This is a genomic window from Nibricoccus aquaticus (genome assembly GCF_002310495.1).
GTDB classification, from domain to species: domain Bacteria; phylum Verrucomicrobiota; class Verrucomicrobiia; order Opitutales; family Opitutaceae; genus Nibricoccus; species Nibricoccus aquaticus.
Map to the genome: position 1 here is coordinate 1,993,140 of NZ_CP023344.1, position 26,514 is coordinate 2,019,653.

The window sequence follows — 26,514 nt, forward strand, 5'->3', positions numbered from 1 at the left end:
TCTGTGGTTAAAAAATAATCCCACCGCACCCACCCGTTTCTCAGTCTCCGCCCCTAGCCTCTCCCGTTCTGACTCTGGCCTCTCACGTTCTGGCATCTGCCCTCCGATCTGATCCCACATGCCCCTCCACGTCCTCACCCACCCGCTCGCCGCGCACCTCGTCACCCACCTGCGCGATAAGACCACCGAGCCCGCCACCTTCCGCCGCCTCACCCACCAGCTCTCGCTCCTCCTCGCGCTTAAAGCCACCCACGATCTCCCCACGCGCGAGATCCCGATCGACACGCCCCTCGAACACACCGCCGGCCGCGTCCTCATCAAACCCCTCGTCGTCGTCCCCATTCTCCGCGCCGGCCTCGGCATGGTGGAGACCATCGTCGACCTCTTCCCCGACGTCTCCATCGGCTACATCGGACTCGAACGCGACCACACCACCGCCATCGCCCGCAGCTACTACTGCAAACTCCCCCCGCTCGAAGGCACCCGCATCCTCCTCGTAGACCCCATGCTCGCCACCGGCGGCTCGGCCGTAAACGCCCTCGACGTCATCGCCCAACGCGGCGGTCAAGACATGCACCTCCTCAACGTCGTCGCCTCCCCCGAAGGCGTCCGCGCAGTCGAGAAAGCGCACCCCAACGTCCCCATCTACGCCGCCGCCCTCGACCGCGAATTAGATTCTCGCAAATACATCCTCCCCGGCCTCGGCGACTTCGGCGACCGCCTCTACGGCACGTGAGCTGAAGCGAGAAATGCGTAGTAGTTCAATGACGCTAACACGCGATATTCAGATCTCCAAATGCTGCCCAAATCGCTCTTCAAACATTACTCTGCGAGCTTACAATCTCTCGAAAATATCAAGCGGCAGTGCTTCTTCTTTGGCGGGGTCGACGCATTCAATGATCCTTTCGAGTGCCAGATAGCTCCGGCATCAGCCAACGACAATGACACCGTGATTCAAATGATGAGGGACCACTACTCAAGCTCCCCCGACATTCCCGATTCGATTCGGCAGGGCATTCAGAAAATGGATCCGCTTGAATTCAGAGACATGCTCAAACGTTCGGCTGTGGATATGGTCGCCCAATCAAAAAAAGATTTCATAGCCCATCGCGGGGTGACATGTTTCTCTGAGCGAAACGAGAACCTCTTGATGTGGTCACATTACTCGTCAGGCGGAACTGGCGTTTGTTTGGAATTTAGCACCAACAGCGAAATTTTCGAGAAGGCGATTAAGGTTCACTACAAAGAGAAGCCTCCGGTCTTGGACGCCTTGGATATCCTGATGAGCGTGTTCGGAACCAGAAAAGCCACATGGATAGATGACATGTACTGCACCAAGCCTGCAGACTGGCACTATGAACGCGAATGGCGGGTAATTCACCGTTCACGTGGAACAGTCTACATCTACCCAAAAGAGTCTTTGAAAGCCGTCTACTTTGGCCCTCGATGCACTAGAGAATTTGTCGAGATCGTTTGCTTAACGCTGCTTGGCCAGAACAGAGCTGTAGAATTCTGGAAAGGTGCCATCAGCCACACAAAATACGCGGTCGAATTTGAGCGTTTCACCTATACTCCTAACTGCGAGATCGTGAAATAGCCTGCGACGATACCAGAAACACATCTGTTCTGGTTTCCCCAGTGCTACGCAGATAGTCTCGCGCATCACCGCGATGATCGAATTCCTCGCCCCACCCCCCACTATCGACAGCGACCACCCGGCGATCATCACCACGCTCCACCGCTGGCCCACCGCCCAGGAAGTCCGCGCCAACCTCCCCGATCATCCACCCGCACCATGAAATCCTTCGCCGCCGTCCGCATCACCACCTCCCTCACCCTCCTCGCCTGCGCCCTCCTCATCGCCGCCTGCCAGAGCAAACCCGCGCCACCCACCGCCCTCACGGCCGAACCCCCGCCTCCCCCCACCGGCATCCTCAGCGCCACCGAGGTCGATCAAGCCCCCCGCCTCCTCAAATACCCGCCGCCCCGCCCCGACTACCCCGCCGATATGCGCCGGGAAAACATCTCCGGCTCCGCCACCGTCCGCTTCATCATCACCCACGACGCCCGCATCATCGACATCACCGTCATCCAGGCCACGCATCCATCTTTCGGCGACGCCGCCGCCCGCGCCATCGCCAGGTGGCAATACTCCCCCGCCGTCAAAGACGGCCAGCCCATCGCCTGCTACCTCTCCGTCCCCGTCGTCTTCGACATCACCGGCAAGGGTGCCCCGTAAACGCTAGACATCGCTCGCGCATCGGAACCCGATGTTCGTCGTGCTCGTGTCGGCGCCGTTGCGATTGCGCGCATCCACCCGGTACCGGTTGCAGTAACTCGCGTGGCAAAGATAACTCCCGCCACGCATCACCCGCTCGTTCCCCTTTTCCGGCCCCGCCGGATTTTCCCTCGGTGACACACGATAATACCCCGCGCCGAACCAGTCCGCGCACCACTCCCAGACATTCCCCGTCATCTGATAAAGCCCGTACGCGTTCGGCCTGAAACTCTGCGCCGGCGCCACGCCCGCATGCCCGTCCGCCGCCGTGTTCTTCGACGGGAAAACGCCCTGCCACACATTCATGCGATGCCGCCCTTCCGGCTCCAAGACATCGCCCCAAGGAAAACGATTCCCCGCCGGCAACCCGCCCCGCGCCGCAAACTCCCACTCCGCCTCCGTCGGCAGCCGCTTCTTCACCCAAGTCGCATACGCGACCGCATCGTTCCACGAGACATGCACGACCGGATGCTTCCAGCGTTGCTTGATGTTTGACCCCGCACCCTCCGGATGCCGCCAAGTCGCCCCATCCACCCGGCACCACCACTCGCTCCCGCGCACCACACCACGCACCGCGCTCGCCAGCTGCTTCGCGCTGAGATCTCCCTCAAAAACAAAACTCCACCCAAAACGCTCCGCCTCCGTCTTGTAGCCCGTCGCATTCACGAAATCGTTGAACTGCTCGTTCGTGACCGTCGTCGCATCGAGGTAAAACGGCGCCACCGTCACCGCATGCACCGGCCCTTCTCCATCCAGCGGGAAACCATAGTCGCGCTCGTTGCCCATTAAAAAATCCCCGCCCGGGATCAGTTTCATTCCCGACGTATTGGCATTCCGGGCACGCTTTCCCGGCAACTCTCCGCCGCCAGCCGGTTCCACTGCCGCCGATTCGCCGCGCGCCGGTGCGCAACAGCCCTTGGCTTTTTGCCCATCGGCGGCGGCAGAGGATTCCATAATTACGCGCGCACCTTACGGCGCCGGCTCCGCCTGATCGCGCACATGCGCTTTCACGAGCGCCGCGAGTTCAGTCACGACTTCGCGATAACGCGGATCGCCCACGAGATTTTTCAACTCGTGCGGATCGTTCTTTGGATCGGTGAGAAACGCGCCGGGATCGCGACCGAAAAATTCGGCGTAGCGCCACTTCTCCGTACGCACCGCCACGCCGGTCACGCCACGGTCGCGCTCGTTCCAGACGGTGTACGCGGGCTTGTCCCACGCAGCCTCCGGATCGTCCAGCAGCGGCGTGAGATCGGCTCCATCGAGTCCGTCTGGAACCGGCAGTTTTGCGAGCGCCGCGAGCGTCGGGTAAAGATCCACCGACTGCACGATGCGCGTGGAGGCACAGCCATTTCCTTTCGCACGCGGATCGTGGATGATCAGCGGAACCCGCGCGCCCTGCTCCCACAACGAGCCCGCCTTCGACCACTTGCCCTTCTCGCCGAGCTGATAGCCGTGATCGCTCCAGAAAACGACGATCGTCGATTCGCGCAGACCGAGTTTATCGAGTTCTGCGAGCACGCGTCCGACGTTCCAATCCACGTACGACACGCACGCGAGATACGCGCGGATGTACGCCTTGGCCTCCTCCGGTGTCGCATCGCGTCGCACGAAAAGGTCCGCGTTATTGGGCCGGATCGAGCCGTTCGGAAACCCTTCGGGCACGGTGGGCCGCGGTGCGAAATCGACCGGTAGCGTGATGCTTTCGAGCGGGTACTTGTCGAAGAACTCCTTCGGCGCGACCAGCGGGCTGTGCGGTTTCGAAAATCCGCACGCCAGGAAAAACGGCGCGTCAGCCTGTTTCCACCGCCGCAAATGTTCGATCGCCCGGTCCGCGACGCGCGTGTCACCCTGCGTGGCGACCGCCTCGCCTTCGACGGCTTCCCAGCGATCGGAACTCCTCGCTCGCGTGAGGTCGCCGGCTGCGATTTGTTGAGTGTGCTTTTGCTGTTCCGTGTCGGTCACGGCCCGAGCGCCGATCGGTGTCAGCGTTTGTTTTCCGTAGGCGTGTGGCTCTCCGCCCTCCGTCCAGGCCTCGAAATCGTCGATGTTGCCGTGGAAAACTTTTCCGGTGCGCAGAGTTTGATAGCCATGCGCCTTGAAGTATTTCGGCAGGCTCACCAAGTCCGGGTAAACGCCGTTGAACCAGTTGCGATTACTATAAAGCCCGGTCGTGGTCGGATAACGCCCGATGAGCATCGAGGTGCGCGACGGATTGCACAGCGGATACTGGCAATAAGCGTTTTCGAAACGCACGCCTTGCGCGCCAAGCCGGTCAATGGCCGGCGTCTGCGCGAGCGGATGTCCGTAGGAGCCGAGGTCCGTGCGCAAATCGTCCGAGAGGATGAAAAGCACATTGAGCGGACGCTCAGTGCCAGTCGCGGCCGCCACCCGTTCGGCGGCAGGCAGCGTGCCCAAGGCGGCGCCAAACGCGGCCGCCGTGGTGGTGAGAAGTGACGTCAGTTTGTTCATGGGGTCAGAACGAGAACGAGTTGGTGAGCACGAAAGTACGCGGCTCGACGAGATTGTAGACCTGCACGATACCTGAACTGTCCACGCGTTGCGCGAGCGGATCATCGTCGTCCAGTAAGTTACGGACATTCAGCTGCACGCGCCACTGGAGTTTTCCATCGAGGAACGTACGGCTGTAACCGACAAACGCATCGAACGCCGTCAGCGCATCGCTGTAATAAGGACGCGTGGTGTCTATCGCCTGGAGATCGCCAGTCGTGAGTCCGGGATAGGAAAACTCCAGCTGCGAAGCGGGCACTGTCGTCGTGGCATAGCCAAGCACGGCCTTGCTGCGCCAGATGTAGCTGCCGCCGATGAAGGCGTTTTTGAGCGGTCCGTTTGCCACCGTGTAGCGCGTCGTCGCATTCACGCGGTATTTGCGAATCGCGGGATTGGAACGGCCATCCTGCGCGCGGATAAAATTCCAGCTGGAGATGACGTTCGTGTTGATGAAATTCGCCACCGTGCGACTGGGATCGTTGTGCAGCGGAGAGTTCGCGTATGCGGCCCAGACCGGCAGACGCGTATTGATAAACGCGAACCAGTCCGAAGCGATGTCCGTCTCGACCGATTCGGTTTCCGAGAAGCTTGTGCTCAAACGCCACTGGCGCGTGGGATTGGCGACGAGTTCGACTTCGTAACCTTCCGACTGCGTATTCGACGACACGTCGTAAACTTCGCGCCCGGCGAAACTCGTGCCCGGCGCATTCGCGGCGACGGCGTTTCCATACGAAGCGTACGCGGCGTTGATCGGCGCGCCCGCGTTCAACACGCTCTTCTCGATGTTAAACACGGTGTCGCGAAACGGATTGATGCCGCCGATGCCGGCGCCGGCGCGGTAGCCGGAAAGACCTTCGAGCAGGATCGATTCGTAGCGGTTCACGCGCAGGGAAATCTGTTCGTTGAGCAAGTTCAGGCTGAAGCCATAGTCCTTGCCCGTGCCGTCGCCCGTGGGCTTGAGCGATCCGTCGAGATCGAGCGTCGAAGCGCTCGACGGGTTCTGGCTGTTCGACTCGTTGTAATGCAGCGAAAGCCATTTGAAGGGATGCGCCACCGCGCCTTTCAGATCGGTGCGGAGCGTCTTTTTGCTGACGCGGTTGAAGACATCGAAGCGCCCCACCAGCGATCCGGGCACACCGGCGCGCGTAGTGGCGCCGATCGCTTCGTCGTTACGTTTTCCATAGGTAAGCACGAGACGATCCTGCAACAGGAAGTGCTGCGTGGCGTAGAGCTGGGTCTGCAGATCCCCCGCGCTGCCGTTGGCAGCGGCGAAGGTCGCATTGGTCGCGAACGGCGAAGTGAGCGTCGTGTTCGTGCCAGGCAGCGTGTATCCGGAAAATAGATCGAACGGGATGTTCACATGGTAAACTCCGCCGGAATTCGCGTCATCCGGACGATCCACGTAAACGCGGTAGTAAGGCACGGCGCCTCCGCCCACGACGCTCGGAGTCGAGCGCTGGAGTATGCGCCAGTTGCGATCGCGGGCGAGCAGGCCGGCGATGCGGTGACGCCCGAGCCAGCGCGCGCCGCCTTTTTCTCCGGTGAAATCGAGTTCGTACGACGCCGTACCGCGCCAGTTTTGATTATGATTCCACGCTGTGCCCGAGGCGACGGTGCCCTGGATGTAATAGCGGCCGGCGTTGGGATTGAGCGTCACGCCGTCTGGCAGATAACGATTCGCATCGACCATCAGCGCAGTCGCGCCGACATCGCCGAACTCCACGAAGCACTGCTTGTACGCCTCTTCGTTGAAACCGAGTTCGACGTAGAAATTTTTAAACGGATTCAGCTCGGCACTGCCGCCGCGGATGAAACCGCTCAGGCGATTTTGCAGGCCGTTACCGGTGATGTTGGTGTCGTTCGGAAACACGGCGGAGTTGTTCACACTGTGATCGAATCCATCGGCGCCGCTGAGCGTCGTGTCATAGCCGCGAGAGATGACTGTGTTGGTCCAGAACGCAGGTGTCACAAACGAGCCCTGGCCGAGCACGTAAACCTGACGACTCGTCGCATTCGTGCCGGTGAACGGCAGGAAAACCGGCGAGTAGTTCGCGCTGCCCGGCGTGTTGTTATTCGCCGGCGGTGTGTAGCCGAGCGCGTTGTTGAAAATAGGCCGGCCCGCCGCGATCCATGACGATACGCGGTCTTTCACGATCGTATTGCGCACCGGCTGACGGTCGATCTGCACATCCTCATACCAGCCGCGCAGACTCAACCAGCGCAGCGGCTCGTAGGTCGCAGTGATGTAGGTGCGCTCGGTTTTTTCGAAGTTAGGCTTACGAAATTCTTCGCCTCGGCTCTTCACGCCGGCCACGCGCACCGAAAGCACGTTCGCGATCAGCGGCTGGTTCACGTCCAGACTGCCGCGCAGGCCGTCTTCGGAATCGCCGCGGAGCTCGAGGTTCACCCGCGTCTTCCCGTGGCGCGCGCGCTTGAACGCCGTGTCGATGCTGCCCGCGGGATTACCCGAGCCGAACAAGATCGCGTTGGGCCCGCTCGTGAACGTGAAGCGTTCGGTGTTGTAAGAATCGACCGGCAAATAGGTCGGGAAAAAATCATGCGTGGTGGTCGATGACGCCAGACCGCGCGTCCGGCCCTGACCCGAGAACGGATTGAGCGTAAGCGATGTGTTATTCGCTCCAGTGGCGTCGTAGTACTCTTTTGGATTCTCGACGTTGAGCGAGTAGCGGAGCGCTTCATCGAGCGTTACCGCGCCGACGTCCTGCAAAAATTCCGGTGTCATCACCGACACTTGCGACGACACATCGCGCAGCGACGTTTTCAGACGGCTGCCAGCAAGCGTTTCGCGCGCGAGATAGCCCACGTCTTTCGTGGAGCTCACTTGAAACGGGCTCAGCTCCACAAGGCTTTCATCCACCACCGCAGGCTTTACGGGCTCACTCGCGGGAGTAGCGGGGCCCTCCCGGTCTTGCGCCGACAAGGATGAAAGAGCGATGCCTATCGCCCAAATGGATGCGATGCCTGCAAAGGCGGGTTTACGAACTCCTCTGAAGCTCAAATTATAAATCAAATCGGTGGCTAACATATTAATTTCCAATGTTAAGCGCCACCCGTTTTCGGGAAGGACGGTTCTCTTACCTGACGTAAGTTTACTTGGTATTTCTCCGGTTGACCGGTAAGAGAGGAGCGTCTAATTAGTATCCTACCTAAGTAAGTAAACTCAAAATCCCTAGATCTTTTTTGTAGCTGAAACGCTAATGCGTCGGGCAAGCATCCCTTGTCCTGCTCTCTGAGCGCTACCGATGAAAATGAGACACTCAGACACGCACAAAAAAGCCCCGGCTCATCAGAGCCGGGGCCAAATAACGTTGAGCGTAGTAGATTATGATTAACCGGGTCAGTCGCTTACTTGAAGCTCAGCACCAGACGCGCGAAGTACGTCGTATCCAGCTTGTCCACGCCAGGAGCGGGCTCGCTGTTGAAATCGTTGCTCACGCCGAAACGCGCCTTCCACTTCGGATTCGCCATCGGCAGCTCGAGATAGGATTCGTGCTGCGCACGGTAATTGCCGAAATCCTCGAAGAGCGGCACCCAGGAGATGCGGTTCACGAGCGACCAGAACGAGCCAGTGTACTCATGCGTCAGACCGAAGTCCAAACCGGCGGCCTTCACATCCTCGATGAGAGGGTTCTTGTAACCTTCATAGCGGAACGACACACCCGCGCGGCCCGTCAGAGTCTGATTGGCCTTCTTGATGAAATCATAACCGAGACCGGCAGCCGCGATGTTGTAGAGCTCGATATCCTTCACGCGGTCGAAACCGCCTTCGTCGCGGGTGTACCATGAGAGACGGCCCGCAAAATTGTTGGCGTAATCGACACCGGCCTTGAACTGATCAGCCGATTTTAGGCCATCAGTTTCCTGACGATCGTAAGCGGTGTAGAACTGGAGCGTGTCCTGCGCGTTTTTTTGCACGGCGCGCGCGCTGAACGAAGTGCCCAGCTGCTCCTTGTTACCCGTCTTGCCCGTCACATCGACGGCCACCTCGTAAGCCCAGCCACGCTGGAGCGCCGCCAGCTCAGGATCGATCGTACCGGGAGCCCACGTCGTGGCGATTTTTTCGACCGACGTATTGATGGTGCCTTCGGAGCCCGTGAGAACCACCGCGCCACCACCCGTCGGGCTGCTCAACGTGCCCTGAAGCACCGTGCCGCCTGCGAGACGGATATTCAGCGGAGCCTCAGTGGAGATGCTCACCACTTCGGACTGCTTCACTTTGATATCACCGGCGAAATCGGTGTTCACGACGACCGAGCTGCCATCGATCTTAACGACTTTTCCCGTGATGCGGGAACCGCTCTTCGTCTCGATGACGTCAGCGGAGAGTTGGGCAACGGCGCTTACCGCGACGATGCAGGCCGCGAAGGCCTTGGTCAGTGTGTGTAGTTTCATCACCCCCGAGCTATGCACCCGCCTCAAGCTGTCAATCGGCCGTTAATTTCGCCCGCGCCTTGCCCCCCCCCCGCACACTCGACAACCCCGCCCCCCGACCCTTCGCTCCGTCCACTCAACACCGCCACATGCCCGCCGAATCATCCTCCATCGCCCGCCCCTCCCTCATCGTCGCCGACCAGTGGAAAGACTACCAGCTCCTCGACGCCGGCCACGGCATGAAACACGAACGCTGGGGCCCCTACACCCTCGTCCGCCCCGACCCCCAGATCATCTGGCCCCGCTCCGGCGGCGCGACGAAATGGGAAAAATGGGACGGCTTCTACCACCGCGCCGACACCGGCGGCGGCAAATGGGAATACCGCCGCGAACTCCCCGACCACTGGAAAATCAGCTACGGCGCGCTCACCTTTAAGATACACCCCACCTCCTTCAAACACACCGGCCTCTTCCCTGAGCAAGCCGTGAACTGGGACTGGTTCTCCGCCAAAATCCGCGCCGCCAAAGCCGCCGGCCGCGACGTCAACGTCCTCAACCTCTTCGGCTACACCGGTGCCGCCACCTGCGCTGCCGCCAAAGCCGGCGCCAGTGTGACCCACATCGACGCCGCCGAAGGCATGGTCAAATGGTGCAAAGAAAACGCCGCCCTCTCCGGCCTCACCGACGCCCCCATCCGCTACCTCACCGACGACTGCCTCAAATTCGTCCGCCGCGAAATCAAACGCGGCAAAAAGTACGACGCCATCATCATGGACCCGCCCACCTACGGTCGCGGCTCCACCGGCGAAATGTGGAAACTCGAAGACCACCTCTGGGAACTCTTGGGCGAGTGCAAACAAGTCCTCACCGACCGTCCCCTCTTCTTCCTCATCAACGCCTACACCGCCCGCCTCTCGCCCACGGTCGTCGCCAACCTCCTCTCCGCCCTGATGCACGACGCCGGCGGCACCATCACCGCCGGCGAAGTGGGTCTCCCAATACAACGCGACGGAAAAACCCTCCCCTGCGGCATCTACGGCCGCTGGGAGGCGTGAGTTGCCGAAAATCATCATGAAGATCATTTGATTGGAATCGCCGATATGATCGAGCCCGGCAAAATCGCTTCATCCGTTTTCAGGATGATCACGAAAGCGGTTTCGGTATCCTCGACGAATTGGAAAGACTCCATCGGTGATCTTGTGAAACGCAGACGTTAACGCTTACTTCATCCTATCGATGCCGACCGCGCTCCCTGTTCCCATTTCACCTTCTGTGCTCATCTGGGCGCGGCTGGAAAGTGGCTACCCGGCTGAACGCGTGGCCGAACGACTCGGAGTAAAGCCCGAGCGCTTGACCGAGTGGGAACATGGGGATCGTCAACCAACCATGCGACAGGTGGAAGAGCTGGCGAAATTCTATCATCGACCGTTGAGCCTCTTCTTTCAGCCAAAGCCACCGGTGATTCCGGCGCTGGCAGCTGAATATCGTCGTCTATCTGGAGTAGTACCCGGTCACGAATCGCCTGAGCTGCGTCTCGCTTTGCGCAAAATGTCGTCGCGGCGTGAAACAATGCTTCAATTGTTGCTCGAGCTCGGCGAATCGACTCCGGCTTTCGACTTAATCGCTCATTTATCCGAAGCCCCGGCTGCTGTTGCCGGACGGTTACGCGCCGCGCTCGCACTCAGCCCTAAAGAGCAAAGCGACTGGGCCAATGAGTGGCAGGCATGGGCAGCATGGCGTGCGGCAGTCGAGCGCATTGGCGTGCTGGTGTTTCAGTTTCCAAGAGTACCACTCGCGGAAGCACGCGGTCTGTCTCTGCTTCGCGCGCCATTGCCGGTTGCCGCGGTCAACTCCAAGGAAGGCCCCGAATCCCGTGCGTTCACGCTTCTCCACGAAGTCGTCCACTTGATGCTGGCAGCTGGAAAAGAAGAAGCTCCAGCAGCACGAGAGACTCGCAATGGCGAAGCATGGGCTGAGGTGGAGCGCTTTGCAGAAGAGACCGCGAGCCACACCCTCGTTTCCGAAACGATGCTGGCGCAGCAAATTCGTTCAGATGGCTTTCCGCGCAATGGCTGGGACATCGGGGACGTACGCGTGCTCGCCAGTCGCTTCAAGATCACCTCGCTGGCCATGGCCACACGGCTGCGCGCCTCCGGGTATTTTGATTGGGCCCATTACCAAAGCTGGAAACGCGGCTGGGATGCTTATGTCGCCACATTAAAACCAAAGACCGGCGGCTTTGCCCATCCAGTCACAATGACACTTGGCCGGGCCGGACGGCCCTTCACCCAAACCGTCTTGGAAGCGCTTGCTGCCAATCGAATCACCGTCGTCAACGCGGCACACCATCTCGATCTCAAGGCCGAACATTTTGAAAAATTGAAAGACGCATTACTAACTCGTCCTGGTCAGGGAGGAGACGATGAGTGACGCGCCCCGCCGTCCACTCTACGCAGTGGACACCAATGTGTTCATGGATTGGCAATTTCGGTATTATCCAACGGATATCTTCTCTTCGTTAATCGAGCGAGTGGACGCGCTCGTCGCTGAACAACGCTTCTGTTCTCCAGCACTCGTCGACGAAGAACTTCGAAAAGTCGGTACCCCCGAATTGATCGCTTGGTCAGACGCTCACACCTCGATTTGGGTGCCAAATGCCGAAGTGCTCGCAGCAGCCCTTACAATTCAAAGTCGTTTTCCCGGCCTTCTTGACCCGAAGTCCGAGTTCGATGAAGCCGACGCGTACGTGATCGCCCTTGCCCAGCTCCGGGATGGCATCGTGGTGACTCAAGAAACATCAGCCTCAGAGAAACGGAAACCGGCCCGGCCGATGTATATTCCCGACGTTTGCCGCGAGCTTGGAGTACATTGCATCACGTTGCAGGGCTTGATGCGACGCGAAGGCTGGAAGCTATGATTTCCTTAAAAGGCGACAGCATCATTTCCAAGGTCTGGTTATTTTGCCACACGATCCGCGCAACGGCGGGCATGGGTCGGCCTGAACAATTTCCGCAACGTCGTCTCCGCGCTCTCCAATAAATAGAATCATCCGCCCTTCGACACCGCACATCGCACATGAAGCTCACCTTGTTTCTGACGGCCGGTCTTCCCTCCCTCCTAGCCGCGTTCGCCTTATTGCCCGCCGCCCTCCAAGCCACCGACACCCCGCCCGTCACCGAAGAATCCCCCCGCTACCGCGATCTCTTCAACACCAGCGCCTTCACCCTCGTCACCGAGAACGACAAATATTTCGCCGGCACCGACCGCCACTACACTAACGGCCTCAAGCTCTCCTTCCTCGGCACCACCCGCCTCAACGAATCCCCCGACTTCATCCGCCGCGTCACGCAACTACTCCCGACTCTCCGCGCCGACGCCTCCCGCCAGCTCTACAAAGTCGGCGTCTCCCTCGGTCAAAACATCTACACCCCGGGCGACACCGAGATATCCACACCCGATCCGCTCGACCGTCCCTACGCCGGCTGGCTCTACGGCTCCTTCGACTTCCAGGCCAAATCGCTCGACGGCAAAACGCTCCGCATGGTCGAAATCGCCTTCGGGGTCGTCGGCCCCGCCGCCCTCGGCCGCGAATTCCAAAACGGTTTCCACGACATCATCAACGTCCCCCACGCCAACGGCTGGGACCACCAGCTCAAAAACGAGCCCGGCCTCATCCTCAGCTGGGAACGCCGCCACCGCCTCCTCCAGCTCGGCCTGAACGCGTCCGAAGATTTTTCCGCCGACTTCATCGGCCGCTACGGCCTCTCGCTCGGCAACATCCGCACCAACATCGCCGGCGGCTTCGGCGCCCGCATCGGCTGGCGCCTCCCCGAGGATTTCGGCGCCGACCTCATCCGCCCCAGCGGCGGCGACGAAGCCCCCGCCCGCGCCACCAGCATCTATTTCTTCGGCAGCACCGAAGTCCGTGCTGTCGCCCGCAACATCTTCCTCGACGGCAACACCTGGCGCGACAGCCCCTCCGTGGACAAACGCCCCGTCGTCGCCGACCTCAACGCCGGCCTCGTCTTGCGCTTCCCCGCCCGCCTCGGCTCCATCCGCGGCCTCCAGCTCGCGTATATCCAAAATTACCGGACAAAAGAATTCTACGGCCAGCTCAAGCGCGACGTCTTCGGCTCCATCAGCCTCACCGCCCTCTTCTGAAATCCTGTAAATCCGCTTAATCCTGTCCCAAAAAATTTCGGCCCCTTGTTGAATCGCAAAGTCGCAAAGAGCCCAACTCAGGCAACGGTCTCTCCCAAAACCAACTCAAGTCTCGGTCTAACTCTTCGAGTTCAAATCGATCCCCGGCTCTTCGCGCCACCTTCGCATCTTAGCGTCTTCGCGATTCAACCCAACTCACCGCCCGCTTTAATCACCTATCGCCATGTCCGCCTCCGCCCTCGCCGACGCCTACTACGCCAAGTCCCTCGAACTCCTCGCCGCTTCCCGCGAGAAAAATGCCGCCGCCCTCGCCGCGCTCGCACCCATCATCGGCCGCTCCATCGCCGCCGGCGGCGTCCTCCACACCTTCGGCTCCGGCCACTCCGAGATGATCGCCCGTGAAATCATCGGCCGCGCCGGCGGACTCATGCCCGTCACCGGCCTCTTCGATCCCGGCTACGGCTTTTCCGAAAACGTCGTCGGCTACGGCACCCGGCTCGCCCAACGCCACGACCACCACTACGGCCTCCGCCCCGGCGAGACGATCATCGTCATCTCCAACTCCGGCAAAAACGCCTCGCCCATCGAAGTCGCCCTCTACGCGAAACAAAAAGGCCTCACCGTCGTCGGCCTCACCTCGTTCGCCATGAGCACGACGGCGAAGACCGTCCACCCCGGTGGCAAAAACCTCCACGCCATCGCCGACTACACCCTCGATAACCTGGGCGTCTCGGGCGACGCCATCACCGAGGTCACCCCCGGCCAGTTCGCCGGCCCCACCTCGACCTTCATCGGCTGCACCCTCCTCAATCTCCTCATGCTCGCCGTCCTCGAATGGCTCCGCGACAACGGTCACCCGCTCCCCCTTGTCCGCAGCCAGAACCTCCCCGGCGGCATGGAAGTCAACATCGAGCTCTCCCAAAAATACCGCACCCGCCTCAGCAAACTCATCGGCTGATTTCGATCCGAAGAAGTAATGCGGAACTCAGGAAAACTGGAAAATCTTCCAAGCCCATACGCCCCATTACCGAGTCCCAACGTCCCGTTTTCAGCTCCGTATCTTTCAGTTCCCGAGTTCCAGCTTTCCAGATTAACTCTCCGACCCGTTTCCATTCCTCCTGATTCCCTCAGTCTGCTCTGAATTCTCTCCGTTCCAGCCTTCCTGAGTTCCACATTTTAATTTCCGTCCCGAAATCATCCCAAGCTCTTCTTTGCGCCTTCGCGACTTTGCGTGAACCTCTCTTATAAAATCGGCGTCGACGGTGGCGGCACCAAAACCGAACTCATCCTCGTCGATGACCGCGGCGAAATCGTCGCCCGCCACCACGCCCCCGGCTGCAACCCCAACATCGCCGGCCCCGAGCGCGCCCGCGAAACCCTCCTCGACGCCCTTCACGCGCTCGCCGCCAATTCCCCGCTCTGCATCGGCGCCACCCGCCCCGCCTCCACGCTTCTCTGCATGGCCGGCGCCCCCGACTTCTGGCGCGAAACCGCCACCACCCTCACCGCCTCCCGCGAATTCGGCCCCGTCACCGCCCTCGACGATTCCATCCCCGTCCTCGAATTCGCCACCGACGGACGCCCCGGCCTCGTCCTCCACGGCGGCACCGGCTCTTTTGTCGCCGCCCGCGATCCGTCCGGGAAAACCCACTACGCCGGCGGACTCGGCTGGCGCTTCGGCGACGAAGGCTCCGGCCACGAAATCGGCCGCCTCGCCATCGCCCGCGCCCTCCTCGAACTCCAAGGCTGGGCTCCCGGTACCAGCCTCGCCCAACTCATCCGCAAACACACCGGCCTCCCGACCGACTCCGACTCCCGAGCCATCACCCGCTGGTTCTATCAACACCCCGAGCCCAACCGCCAGATCGCCGCGCTCGCCCCCGCCGTCCTCGACCTCGCCGAGCACGGCGACGAACACGCTCAACACATCATCCGCGACGCCTGCCTCCCCCTCCTCGCCCTCGCCGAACGCGTCGCCGCGAAACTCTTCCCCGCCCGCGAACTCTCTCACCTCCCCGCCGGCCTCAGCGGCCCCATCCTCACCCACCCCGTCGTGCAATCCCTCTTCCGCGCCCGCACGATCCTCCCCCTCACGCCGATCACCACCCCTCCCATCGAAGGCGTCCGCCGCCTCCTCCAGCACCTGCCACCCTGAATCTTCCGCTCAACACGAAGCGGATAAAACGCCCCCGGCCCTTCCTCGCTAAAGCAGCTCAAATAAAGCGACGGCCGTACTATGGAGAGACAACCTCCGCGTGGGCCACGCTCAGCACGATGCCCGGCTCGCATCCACACGGCCACGACTTTTCCGAAAAGGCCATAACCCCCGCCTCCTGATCGTCCGCCCCACTCCTGTCATCAAAATTGATGACAAGACGCCCCGCGCGCGCGCGACTATAGTCCGCCCCGCAAAAGTCCCCCTGCCCCGCGCTCACTGACACGGCCCGCTCAACCGACGTCCCTCCGTCGCCACCCAGGCCCGCCTCAATCCCGCTCCCGTTTCGCCTCATCGTCCCCGCACGCTTCGCGGTCGCGATGCGCGCTCAACGACGAGCGCCCCCCCCCGGATTGAGCCCACGTACCGCCCACCGGCCCCCTCCCTTTATTATGAAAATCCCCGCCCTCCTCCGCAGCCTCCTACTTCTCGGAACTGCCCTCCTCGTCGCCCAACCCGCCCACGCCGCCACCACGCTCCTCGACGACTCCTTCGCCGACGCCAACAGCCAGAACCAGGCCCTCGCCAGCAACTCCGCTTGGCTCTTCAACGGCCGCGCCGCCCACACCCGCACCGACACCGCCGGCTCCGTCTCCTTCGCCGTCACCTCCAGCAGCTCCGACGGCTTCTGGGCCCACTTCACCGACAGCGCCAGCCCCGTCACCCTCGCCGTCGGCGACCAGCTCACCGTCAGCATGACCTTCTCCGTCACCGGCCTCGTCGGTACCGGCCAGGACATCCGTTTCGGCGTCTTCGACAGCAAAACCACTCGCAACACCGCCAACCTCACCGGCGGCATGAACAGCACCACCGTCTTCCCCGACGACACCGCCTACGCCCTCCAATTCTACGCCAGCGGCACCGGCAGCCCCTTCGTCGCCTATAAACGCGTAGCCCCCGGCACCACCGGCATCACGTCCTCCGGCAACCCCTTCAACACCCTCGCCGCCACCGACTGGACCCCGCTCACCGACTCCTCTTCCGGCGCCACCGCCCGCACCGCCCTCTCCAACTCCACGCCCTACACCCTCACCTACAGCATCACCCGCGTCGACGCCTCCAACACCCGCATCGACGCCGCCGTCACCGGAGGCTCCCTCTCCAATTACACTTGGACCGCGACCGACACCTCCGCCCCGTACACGACATTCGACATGATGGCCTTCCGCATCGGCGGCAGCGGCTTCTCCACCGGCATCGCCTTCACCAACGTCAAAGCCATCTACACCCCCGCCCTCCCCGTCATCACCGCCCAGCCCACCTTCACCGGCGGCGTGACCACCCTCTCCATCGGCACCGGCGGCACCACCACCCTCTCCGTCACCGCCACCGGCTCCGCCCTCACGTATCAGTGGAAAAAGGACGGCAACGCCCTCTCCGGCGCCACCGCCTCCACCCTCGCCCTCGCCAACCTCCAGATCGCCGACTCCGGCGCGTACACCGTCGATATCACCAACGGCGGCGGCACCGTCCCCAGCTCCGCCGCGAATCTCACCGTCACCAGCGGCTCCGTGAATCCCCCGCCCGTCATCGGCACGCACCCCGCCAGCCAGAATCTCCTCAACGGCGCCAACATCACCCTCACCGTCACCGCCACCGGCAACGCCCTCACCTACCAGTGGAAGAAAAACGGCGCCGACATCTCCGGCGCCGCCACCGCCTCCCTCGCGCTGACCAACCTCCAGCCCTCCGACGCCGCCAGCTACACCGTCACCGTCAGCAACGACGGCGGCGCCGTCACCAGCAACCCCGCCCTCCTCGGCGTCCTCAGCCCCGCGCTCACCTTCGCCTCCGCCTCGCCCTCCGCCGGCACACTCGTCAACCCCGACACACCCCTCACCCTCACCTTCGCCTCCGCCCCATCTTTCGGCACCTCCGGCACGATCAAAATCTACGACGCCTCCAACGACTCCGTCGTCGACACCATCGACATGGCCAGCACCGCCGTGACCGGAAATCTCTCCTACCTCTCCGGCGTCCCCTACCAGACCAAAACCGTCGGCGGCCTCACCAGCGTCAACTACTACCCCGTCATCCTCTCGGGAAACACCGCCAAGATCTACCCGCGCAACGGCTCCCTCGCGTACAATAAAACTTACTACGTCCGCATCGACCGCGGCGCGTTCAAAGACGCCCAGGGCGACTTCGCCGGCATCGCCAACAACACCACCTGGACATTCGCCACCAAGACCGCCGCCCCCGCCCTCGGCACGCTCGTCACCGTCGCCGCCGACGGCTCCGGCGACTTTAACACCGTCCAGGGCGCCCTCGATTTCGTCCCCGCCGGCTCCACCGCCCGCACGATCTTCATCAAGAACGGCACCTACTTCGAACAGATCTATTTCACCGGTCGCAACAACCTGACCCTCCTCGGCGAAAGCGCTGACAACACCGTCATCGTCTATCCCACCAACAACACCTTCAACAACGTCTCCTCCGGCAGCTACCGCCGCGGCACCGTCCTCGCCCAAAGCGTCAACGGTCTCGTCCTCGCCAACTTCACCATCCGCAACAGCACCCCGCAAAACGGCTCCCAGGCCGAGGCGCTCATCGTCAAGGGCTCCGCCACCACCGGTCGCAACCTCGCCACCCGCCTCAAACTCTACAGCTACCAGGACACGCTCCAGGTCGATGGACAGTTCTACATGTCCGACTCCTACATCGAGGGCGACGTGGACTTCCTCTGGGGCAACGGCCCGAGCTTCTTCCGCAACTGCGAAATTAAGAGCCTGCTGCGTGCAAACAACAACGCGCCTGTCGTCGCTCAGGTCCGCAACAGCGCCGGCAACCACGGCTTCGTCTTCCAAGCCTGCCGCTTCACCGCCTCCGCCGGCGTAACCGGCGGTTTTCTCAACCGCATCGATCCAAGCTCCGCCCAGTACCCCAACTGCGAAATGGTCCTCCTCGATTCCATCATTGGCGATGCGACTAATAACAATTTCCTGAATACAAACGTCGGCACCTCCGGCTCCAACTACTTCACCGGTTGGTGGCAGCTCAACAACGTCGCCGCAGACGTCGCCACCGTCCACCACTGGGATAACAACTCCGTCGATAAGGACGGCGCCCCCGTCACCTTCGCCCCCCCGCCCGCCTCCCGCCCCGCATCCACCATCATGCCCGTGGACACCACCACCCAGGCCAACTACCGCGACGCCTTCTGGGTGCTCAACACCACCATCACCGGAGCCGCCACCGCCGGCACCTGGACCCCCGCCCTCTCCCCGCTCTTCCTCACTCACCCCGCCGCCGCCTCCGTCAACGCCGGCCAGCCCGTCACGCTGACCGCAACCACTGCCGCCATCCCGTCCGCCACGTATCAGTGGAAAAAAGACGGCACCGACATCTCTGGCGCTACCAGCGCGACCTACACGATCGCCTCCGCCGCCGCGGGTGACACCGGCACCTACACCGTCGTCGCCACCAACGCCTCCGGCTCAACCACCAGCAACCCCGCCACCGTCACTGTCGCTGGTGGCGTAGTCGCGCCCACCATCACCACGCACCCCGCCAGCCAGAACGTCTCCGCCGGCACCAACGTCACCTTCACCGTCGCCGCCACCGGCACCACCCCCTTCACCTATCAATGGAAGAAAGGAGGCAACGACATCTCCGGCGCCACCTCCGCCTCGCTGCTCCTCTCCGCCACCACGCTTGCTGACTCCGGCACCTACTCCGTCGTCGTCACCAACTCCGCCGGCTCCGCCACCAGCAACGCCGCCACCCTGGCCGTCAACGGCCTCGCGGGCATCTCCACACCCGACGGCTTCGCCGCCACCGTCACCGGCGGTGCCGCCGGGCCGACTGTCACCGTCACCACCGCGTCCGCCCTTCGCCAATACGCCGAAGCCGCCGCGACGAGCCCCTACGTCATCATCGTCTCCGGCACGATCGACCTCGGTGCCGCCGGCCGTGTGAACGTGAAATCCAACAAAACCATCAAAGGCGAAAACACCGCCTCCACCATCCTCGGCACGCTCACCATCAGCAACGCCACCAACGTCATCGTCTCCAACCTCCACGTCTCCGCCAACACCGGCGCCGCCGCGGAAAACGACGGCATCACCATCGCCGCCTCCACTTACGTCCTCGTCACCAAGTGCACGATCTACGATTGCACCGACGGCAACCTCGACGTCATCAACGGCTCCGACTTCGTCACCGTCTCGTGGTGTAAATTCTACTACACCCGCAACAACGGCCACAACTTCTCCAACCTCATCGGCTCCGCTGACGACGACCTCGGTGCCGGCGGCCAGTACCGCGTCACCTGGCATCACAACTGGTGGTCCACTGGCGCCATGCAGCGCATGTTGGCCTGCCGCTTCGGCGGCGCCCACATGTACAACAATTACTGGGACTGCTCCGGCAACGACTACGCCACCGAGTCCCGCAACACCGCCGAGATGCTCTCCGAGCACAACTCCTACAACGGCGTCAAAAACCCCCTCGCCAAACGCACCGCCCTCCCCGTTGACCAGAGCAAGCTGATGACCATCGGCAATCTCTTCACCAACTGCACCGGCACCCAGGCGACCAGCGCCGACGCCATCTTCAGCCCGCCCTATTCCTACCCGCTCCTCGACGTGAACAACGTCGCCGCCCTCGTCCAGGCCGGCGCGGGTAACGTCGCCATCGACGCCCCCGCCTCCCTCGGTTCCGCCACGATCACCGGCTCCACCTCCGTCGTCACCGGTGCCAGCGTCACCTTCACCGCCGCGCCCACCGGCTTCACGCCCGCCTCCTACCAATGGCGTTTCAAAAACGCCGCCATTTCCGGCGCGACCTCGGCGACGCTCGCGCGCCCCAACGTCCAGAGCACCGACGCCGGAGCCTACACCGTCGTCCTCGGCCTCCCCGGCGGCGGCTACATCGTCAGCACCCCGCTGACCCTCGCCGTCACCGCCGCGCCGATACCGCCGGCAATCACGAGTCAACCCGCCTCGCTGACCGTGAGCATCGGCAGCTCCGCCGCCTTCAGCGTCACCGCCACCGGTACCGGCCTCTCCTACCAATGGAAAAAAGCCGGCGCTAACATCAATGGAGCCACTGCGGCGACCTACACTATCGCCACCGCCGCGCTGACCGATGCCGCCAGCTACACCGTCACCGTCACCAACACCGCCGGCTCCGTCACCAGCAACGCCGCCACCCTCATCGTCGCCCCCGCCTTCGCCGCGCCCGCCCCCGGCGGATACTCCACCGGCACCACCGGCGGCGGCAGCGCCACCCAGTCCGTCGTCACCACCGCCGCCGACTTCCGCACCCAAGCAGAGTCCACCACCGCCGCCGTCATCACCGTCTCCAGCACGCTCAACCTCGGCTCCACCAAAGTCGCGGTGAAATCCAACAAAACCATCCAGGGCCTCGACGCCAACAGCACCCTCATCGGCAACCTCGAACTCGCCTCCGGCGTTTCCAACGTCGTCCTCCGCGGCCTCAACCTCACCAACCCCGCCGGCGACGCCCTCACCCTCACCGGCGCCACCGGCGTCTTCATCTCCCACGTCACCTTCTTCGACTCCTCAGACACCCTCCTGCGCATCGCCGCCGGCACGGACAACATCACCATCTCCTGGTCCGAGTTCTACTACTCCACCAGCCACTCCGGCCCCCGCCGCGCCCTCCTCATCGGCGCAGCCACCGGCGAAACCAAAGCCCTCCGCGTCACCCTCGACCACAACTGGTTCGCCGACCGCGTCGACCAGCAGCAACCCGACTCCACCTGGGGCCAGGTCCACGCCTACAACAACTACTTCAACCCCGCCGGCACCGCCAACACCTCCGGCTCCATCGCCCGCGCCAGCGCCCAGTTCCTGTCCGAAAGAAACCAATACACCAGCATCGTCAGCCCGCTCACCAAAACCGGCGGCGGCCTCATCCGCACCATCGGCAACGCGTACACCACGACCACCGGCACCGCGGCCGACGCCGGCACCGACACCGTGTTCACACCGTCGTACTCCTACCACCTCCACACCACCGCCGACGTCCCCGCCCTCCTCCTCGCCGGTGCGGGCAACACCGCCGGCGGCGCCTCCGCCACGCTCAGCGCGGCCTCCGCGTCAATCAACGCCAGCGCCACCACCGTCACCGCCGGTTCCTCGTTCACGCTGACCGCCTCGACCTCCATCTCCGCCGTCACCAGCTGGCAATGGCGCCTCAACCACACCGACATCCCCGGCGCCACCAGCCAGTCGTACACCGTCAGCAGCGCCCAATCCGCCAACGCCGGCACCTACACCGTCGCCGCCCTGCAAGTCACCGGTGAAGCCGTCATCAGCACTCCCGTCACCCTCACCGTGAACCCAGCCCCCCTTCCCCCACCTGCCAAGACCGGCGGTGGTGGCGGCTCGCCCTCCCTGTGGTTCTTCGGTGCCCTCGCACTGCTCGCCAGCCTGCGAAATTTCAAAAAATCTGTTTAGTCGCGAGCACCTTCCTCACCCCTACGTACCTCTCGAAAAAGAAGCGCGCCCACAACTCACCCAAGGCTCCGGACACTTCCCGTTTCCAACCAAGCGATTAACACCGCTTACCACCCCGATCCCGGCCACCAGTTCGTTGCCCCGCATATCCGCCCGCCTTCGACAAAGCCCCGCACCTGCAACCTCCCCGCACTTGACAGCTAAAAAAGATGAGAACACCTCTTGTGCGTTCTTATTCTCGGTCGGCCTACCCTGCTGACTGATTATCCCGTTCCTTCCCTTCTTAGTGTCCGTAGACCCGCCACGCGGAAAGAGTCACCACCCCTCTTTTTATCGGCGAGTCCAGTTTGCCCCTCTTCCTGCACATGCAGGGGCGTCACCACCAGTAAACCAACGTCCCGTATGTCCCTCCTCCGTCGTCTCAGTGGTCGTGTCTCTGCGTCCACGCTTCTCGCGCTGACCGCGACTTCTCTAGCGCTCGCGCAAACCCCCGTCACTGTCTTCAACGACACCTTCGCCGGGGGCAGCACCGTAAACTCCAATCCTACGTCGCCAGCCAACCCATCTCTGGGAACCGCTGCCTATCAGGTAATCTCGGGCCAAGCCTTTGCCTCTGGCACCCCTCAGATTGTCGCCCCCGCCTCTGGTCAACCCGGAGCGCTGCGCTTGGGCTTAAACTCCACCGGAGCAGCGAGCTTTTCCGAGGCTCAGGCGATTTTTTCGCGTTACGCCGTCAAGCTGGCCAACCTCAACGACTACATTGAGGCACAGGTCACCTTCACCGCTGAAACGGCCCTCTTGGAGGACGGCAACAACGGCGTCTTTTTTGGCCTTTTCAATTCCAGCTCCGTAGCCCCGAGCAGCGCAATCGCGTTGGAAGATCCCGTCATCAGCCAGCCCCTCCCGGGCGGCAGAGACAACTCCACGGCTACTCTCGCAGGCTACGCAGCCGTTTGGAGGGGTTATGTGTCCAGAATCTGGGGTAACACAGGAGGCACTGCGCAATACCGCGTTTACACGAGGACTCCCCAAACCGGCGGCTTCAATCAAGAGGTGCTCGCGACAACCGGAACCGCGATTGTTTCGAGCCCCGCCTCAACGTTTACGCCCTTACTCGCTGGATCACAATACACCGCCGTCATTCGTTTCACCAAAACGAACACGGATGCCGCTCCACGTATCACCGTCACCACAGCCATGTACCCTGGCGCCACCGCCACCGGTACTCCGTTGGGTAACGGTATCCTTACCGTGCAGGCCAACACCGGTAGCCAGCACATGGGCTTGGTGTACGACGCTTTTAGCTTCGGTTTCAGAACGGCTACCAACGCCAGCGGAGGTTTGCGCGTGATGGCGATTAACTCGATCGACATCAAAACGACCGGCCGGACCGTGATCGTCCCCGTCATCACCACCCAGCCCCAGAGCCAGACCGTGATCGTCGGCGACCCAGCTACCCTCAGCGTCGTCGCCTCCGGTGGCGGCGATACAGCTGGCACCCTCTCCTATCAGTGGAAAAAGAACGGCATGGACATCACCGGCGCTACCGGAAGCTCCTACGCGATTCCCGCCACCATCTTCGGCGACGCCGGCAACTACACCGTTACCGTCACCAACTCCATCGGCAGCACCACCAGCTCCACCGCGATTCTAGCAGTCAATCCTCCCGCTCCTCCCTCCATCACCTCCGATCCTGCCAACCAGACCGCCGTCAGCGGCGGTCCTGCGACATTCTCCGTCACCGCAGTCGGCAGCGGCCTCACCTACCAGTGGCAAAAGAGCTCCGATAACGGTGCCTCCTTTAGCAACATCGCCGGTGCGACAACCGCCACCTACACCATCACCCGCACTCAGACCTCCTCCATCGGCCAGTACCGCGTCGTGGTGACCAACTCCACCGCCGCAGTCACCAGCGCCGCCGCCACCCTCAGCCTCACCTATAACTTCTCTGGCATCGCCCCCAGCGGCTACGCCGCTTCGGCCACCGGCGGCGGCAGCGCCGCAGCCGTCACCGTGACAACTGCGGCCGACTTCAAGACCCAGGCTGAATCCACCGCCGACGCCGTCATCACGGTCCAAGGCACGCTCACCCTGCCCGCCAAAGTCAGCGTGAAGTCCAACAAGACCATCCAAGGCATCGACGGCGAGGCCACCCTCATCGGTAACCTCGAACTCGCCAGCGGCGTTTCCAACGTCGTCATCCGCGGCCTGAATATCACCAACCCAGCCGGCAACGGCATCACCATCACAGGCGCGTCCAAAGTCTACATCAACCACGTCTCGTTTTATAACTGCAGCGACACCTTGCTCGCGATCACTGGTGGCGCCGATAACGTGACCGTCTCATGGAGCGAATTCTACTACACCGCCCTCGCTGCCGGTAACAAAGCAGTCCTGGTCGGTGCGACCGGCGAAACCAAGCCCCTCAGTGTCACCTTCGATCACAACTGGTGGTCGGATAACATCGCCACCCACATGCCCGAGACCACCTACGGCCGCGTGCATATGTACAACAACCTGTTCCGCACCGAGGCCGGCACCCCGATGGGTAACACCACCGGCACGCTCGTCCACGCCAACGCCCAGCTGTTCTCCGAGCGCAACCAGTACACCGCCATCACCGCTCCCCTCACCAAGGAAGCCGCCGCCATCGGCCTCGTCAGGGCAATCGGCGACTCCTACACGGCAGCGACTGGCACGGCCGTTTATGCAGGCACGGACTTCATCACCTTCGCGCCTCCATACTCCTATCAATTGATCCCCACCACCTCCGTCGCCGCCGACATCTCGGCCAGCGCAGGTAACACCGCCGGTGCCTCCACCACCACGCCAGCCCCGGTCGGCACCGCGTCCGTTACATCCACAGCCACCACCGTCCCACTCGGCGGCTCCTTCACGCTGTCTGCCGTGACCACCGGCCTCAACGTTGCCCCGGCCACCCCGGTGCCTCCCTACCAGTGGCGCCTCAATGGTACGCCGCTCGGTACGCCAACCGCCGACCCCACGTTCACCATCAACGGAGCGACCGGCTCCAACACCGGTAACTTCACCGTCGCCGTCCTCCTGGCGACCGGTGAGACCATCGTCAGCACGCCGATCACCATCGCCGCCAGCTCAGGCAGCTCCACCGTCCCCAGCAGCAGCTCCGAAGCTGCCGGCGGCGGCGGCGCTCCCTCCCTCTGGTTCTTGGGCGCACTGACGTTCCTCGCCGGACTCCGCCGGTTCTTCCGCCGCTAAGACCCCGGAGAAATCCGCAACCCTTCAAACCCCGCAGCCCTCCGGCTGCGGGGTTTTTTATTCTCCACGCGCCGCCCCGCGATTCCCCCGCACCCGTCAACGATGCGTGCAACGCCCCCGTTGCAGCCCGCCACGCGCGAAGCACAAACCTCCTCCCGTCAGCCGCGCCACCCCACTTTCGCGCTCCCGCTGACCGCCCACCCCGGCGTCGTTCTTTCGCTGCTTTCTCACCCCGCTTGGTTTCTCACCCCGCAACCGCCCGCCAAGGCTGCTGCGCGCGCGAAGCGTTCCCCCGGCCCGCCCCCAACCCCTGATCCGATGCTCAACCGCTTCGCACGGGCACTCCGTCCGCGCGCACCCACCCCAAACGTTATGCACCTCCTCCAAACTCCGCTCGCCCGCATCCTCGCACTCGCCCTCCTCTGCCTCGCCCCTCACGTCGCCTCCCACGCCGCCGACGGCTACGGCCGCAACACCACCGGCGGCGGCTCCGGCACCACCGTCACGGTCACCACCGCCGCCCAGCTCAAAACCTACGCCGAATCCACCACCGCCTATAACATCATCGTCTCCGGCACCATCGACGCCGCCGCCACCGGCTCCTCCGTGAAGGTCAAATCCAACAAAACCATCAAGGGCGCCAACACCTCCGCCACCATCAAGGGATGCCTCGATCTCGGCAGCGGCGGCGTGAACAACGTCATCATCCAGAATCTCAACATTACCAACCCCTCCGGCGATGGCGTCACCTGCTGGGGCGCGACCAACGTCTTCTGCACCAAGGTTAACTTCTACGACTGCGGCGACGGCTCCTTCGACATCTCTCAAGGCGCCAGCAAGGTCACCGTCTCCTGGTGCAAATTCTCCTACCCCACCCAGAGCGCGCATCGTTTCGCCATGATTCTCGGCAACGTCGACGTCTCTCAAAATTACGAGACCACACTGCATCACAACTGGTTCGCCGCCCGCTGCGATCAGCGCATGCCCTCCGGCAGCTACAGCATGGCGCACGTCTACAACAACTACTTCAACGCCACTGGTAACAGCTACTGCACCAACGCCCGCGCCGGCTCCAACTGGATCGCCGAAAACAACTACTACCAGAGCGTGAAGAGCCCGCTCTACGAAGAGGGCGGCGGCAAAATCAAATCCTCCGGCAACACCTTCGCCAGCTGCACCGGCCTCATCAACGTCGCCACCGGCACCGGCTTCACCCTGCCCTACGGCTACACGCTCGACCCCACCGCCAACGTTCCGACGCGCGTCCAAAACGGCGCCGGCAACCGCTGAGCCCA

At 62.6% G+C, this 26,514-nt stretch carries 17 protein-coding genes; 13 read left to right on the forward strand and 4 right to left on the reverse strand.

From position 1 onward, the window contains the following. Positions 1–118: 118 nt before the first annotated feature. The 4 genes from upp (at position 119) to CMV30_RS08130 (ending at position 2,239) form a co-directional block, all read left to right on the forward strand. A complete protein-coding gene (gene upp, locus CMV30_RS08120; protein WP_096055551.1) occupies positions 119–736 on the forward strand; it encodes a uracil phosphoribosyltransferase in 618 nt (205 codons plus the stop codon). Positions 737–796: 60 nt separating this feature from the next. Continuing rightward, positions 797–1,597, forward strand: a complete 801-nt coding sequence (locus tag CMV30_RS08125) for a DUF2971 domain-containing protein (RefSeq protein WP_096055552.1) — start codon at positions 797–799, stop codon at positions 1,595–1,597. A 73-nt stretch (positions 1,598–1,670) separates the two neighbouring features. Beyond that, a complete protein-coding gene (locus CMV30_RS20695; protein WP_281254887.1) occupies positions 1,671–1,799 on the forward strand; it encodes a hypothetical protein in 129 nt (42 codons plus the stop codon). Continuing rightward, positions 1,796–2,239 (forward strand): energy transducer TonB, encoded by a 444-nt coding sequence (locus CMV30_RS08130; protein WP_096055553.1) that lies wholly within the window; start codon positions 1,796–1,798, stop codon positions 2,237–2,239. Before CMV30_RS20695 ends, CMV30_RS08130 begins: the two co-directional genes overlap by 4 nt. 3 nt (positions 2,240–2,242) lie before the next feature. Here CMV30_RS08130 and CMV30_RS08135 read toward each other — a convergent pair whose 3' ends face one another. The 4 genes from CMV30_RS08135 to CMV30_RS08145 form a co-directional block, all read right to left on the reverse strand. Further along, positions 2,243–3,232, reverse strand: a complete 990-nt coding sequence (locus CMV30_RS08135) for a formylglycine-generating enzyme family protein (protein WP_096055554.1) — start codon at positions 3,230–3,232, stop codon at positions 2,243–2,245. A gap of 15 nt (positions 3,233–3,247) precedes the next feature. Further along, complete coding sequence (locus tag CMV30_RS08140; RefSeq protein WP_217494479.1) at positions 3,248–4,855, reverse strand: sulfatase; 1,608 nt, start codon at positions 4,853–4,855, stop codon at positions 3,248–3,250. After that, positions 4,755–7,631, reverse strand: a complete 2,877-nt coding sequence (locus CMV30_RS19800; RefSeq protein ID WP_175414786.1) for a TonB-dependent receptor plug domain-containing protein — start codon at positions 7,629–7,631, stop codon at positions 4,755–4,757. The genes CMV30_RS08140 and CMV30_RS19800 overlap by 101 nt, the downstream gene beginning before the upstream one ends. 524 nt (positions 7,632–8,155) lie before the next feature. After that, a complete protein-coding gene (locus tag CMV30_RS08145; protein WP_096055556.1) occupies positions 8,156–9,202 on the reverse strand; it encodes a DUF481 domain-containing protein in 1,047 nt (348 codons plus the stop codon). Positions 9,203–9,330: 128 nt separating this feature from the next. Here CMV30_RS08145 and CMV30_RS08150 point away from each other — a divergent pair, with 128 nt between their 5' ends. The 9 genes from CMV30_RS08150 to CMV30_RS08195 all read left to right on the forward strand — a co-directional run bounded on the left by CMV30_RS08150 (position 9,331) and on the right by CMV30_RS08195 (position 26,509). Then, positions 9,331–10,236, forward strand: a complete 906-nt coding sequence (locus CMV30_RS08150) for a class I SAM-dependent methyltransferase (protein WP_096055557.1) — start codon at positions 9,331–9,333, stop codon at positions 10,234–10,236. Between the two features lie 181 nt (positions 10,237–10,417). After that, positions 10,418–11,611, forward strand: coding sequence for an ImmA/IrrE family metallo-endopeptidase (locus CMV30_RS08155; protein WP_096055558.1), 1,194 nt, complete (start codon positions 10,418–10,420; stop codon positions 11,609–11,611). Positions 11,612–11,636: 25 nt separating this feature from the next. After that, entirely contained in the window at positions 11,637–12,098 is a 462-nt protein-coding gene (locus CMV30_RS08160) for a DUF4411 family protein (RefSeq protein WP_175414787.1), read from the forward strand. A 158-nt stretch (positions 12,099–12,256) separates the two neighbouring features. Beyond that, positions 12,257–13,342, forward strand: a complete 1,086-nt coding sequence (locus CMV30_RS08165) for a lipid A deacylase LpxR family protein (RefSeq protein WP_096055560.1) — start codon at positions 12,257–12,259, stop codon at positions 13,340–13,342. 223 nt (positions 13,343–13,565) lie between these two features. Beyond that, positions 13,566–14,300, forward strand: coding sequence for a sugar isomerase domain-containing protein (locus CMV30_RS08170; protein WP_096055561.1), 735 nt, complete (start codon positions 13,566–13,568; stop codon positions 14,298–14,300). A gap of 273 nt (positions 14,301–14,573) precedes the next feature. Continuing rightward, a complete protein-coding gene (locus CMV30_RS08175) occupies positions 14,574–15,497 on the forward strand; it encodes an N-acetylglucosamine kinase (protein ID WP_096055562.1) in 924 nt (307 codons plus the stop codon). Positions 15,498–15,949: 452 nt separating this feature from the next. Then, entirely contained in the window at positions 15,950–21,982 is a 6,033-nt protein-coding gene (locus CMV30_RS20700; protein WP_096055564.1) for a pectinesterase family protein, read from the forward strand. Positions 21,983–22,384: 402 nt separating this feature from the next. Next, the gene (locus CMV30_RS20705; RefSeq protein WP_096055565.1) at positions 22,385–25,219 is read left to right on the forward strand and encodes an immunoglobulin domain-containing protein; all 2,835 of its coding nucleotides are present in this window, start codon (positions 22,385–22,387) and stop codon (positions 25,217–25,219) included. A 102-nt stretch (positions 25,220–25,321) separates the two neighbouring features. Beyond that, positions 25,322–26,509 carry a pectate lyase family protein gene (locus tag CMV30_RS08195; protein ID WP_096055566.1) on the forward strand — a complete coding sequence of 396 codons (1,188 nt, stop codon included), beginning with the start codon at positions 25,322–25,324 and terminating at the stop codon, positions 26,507–26,509. The last annotated feature ends 5 nt before the right edge of the window (positions 26,510–26,514 follow it).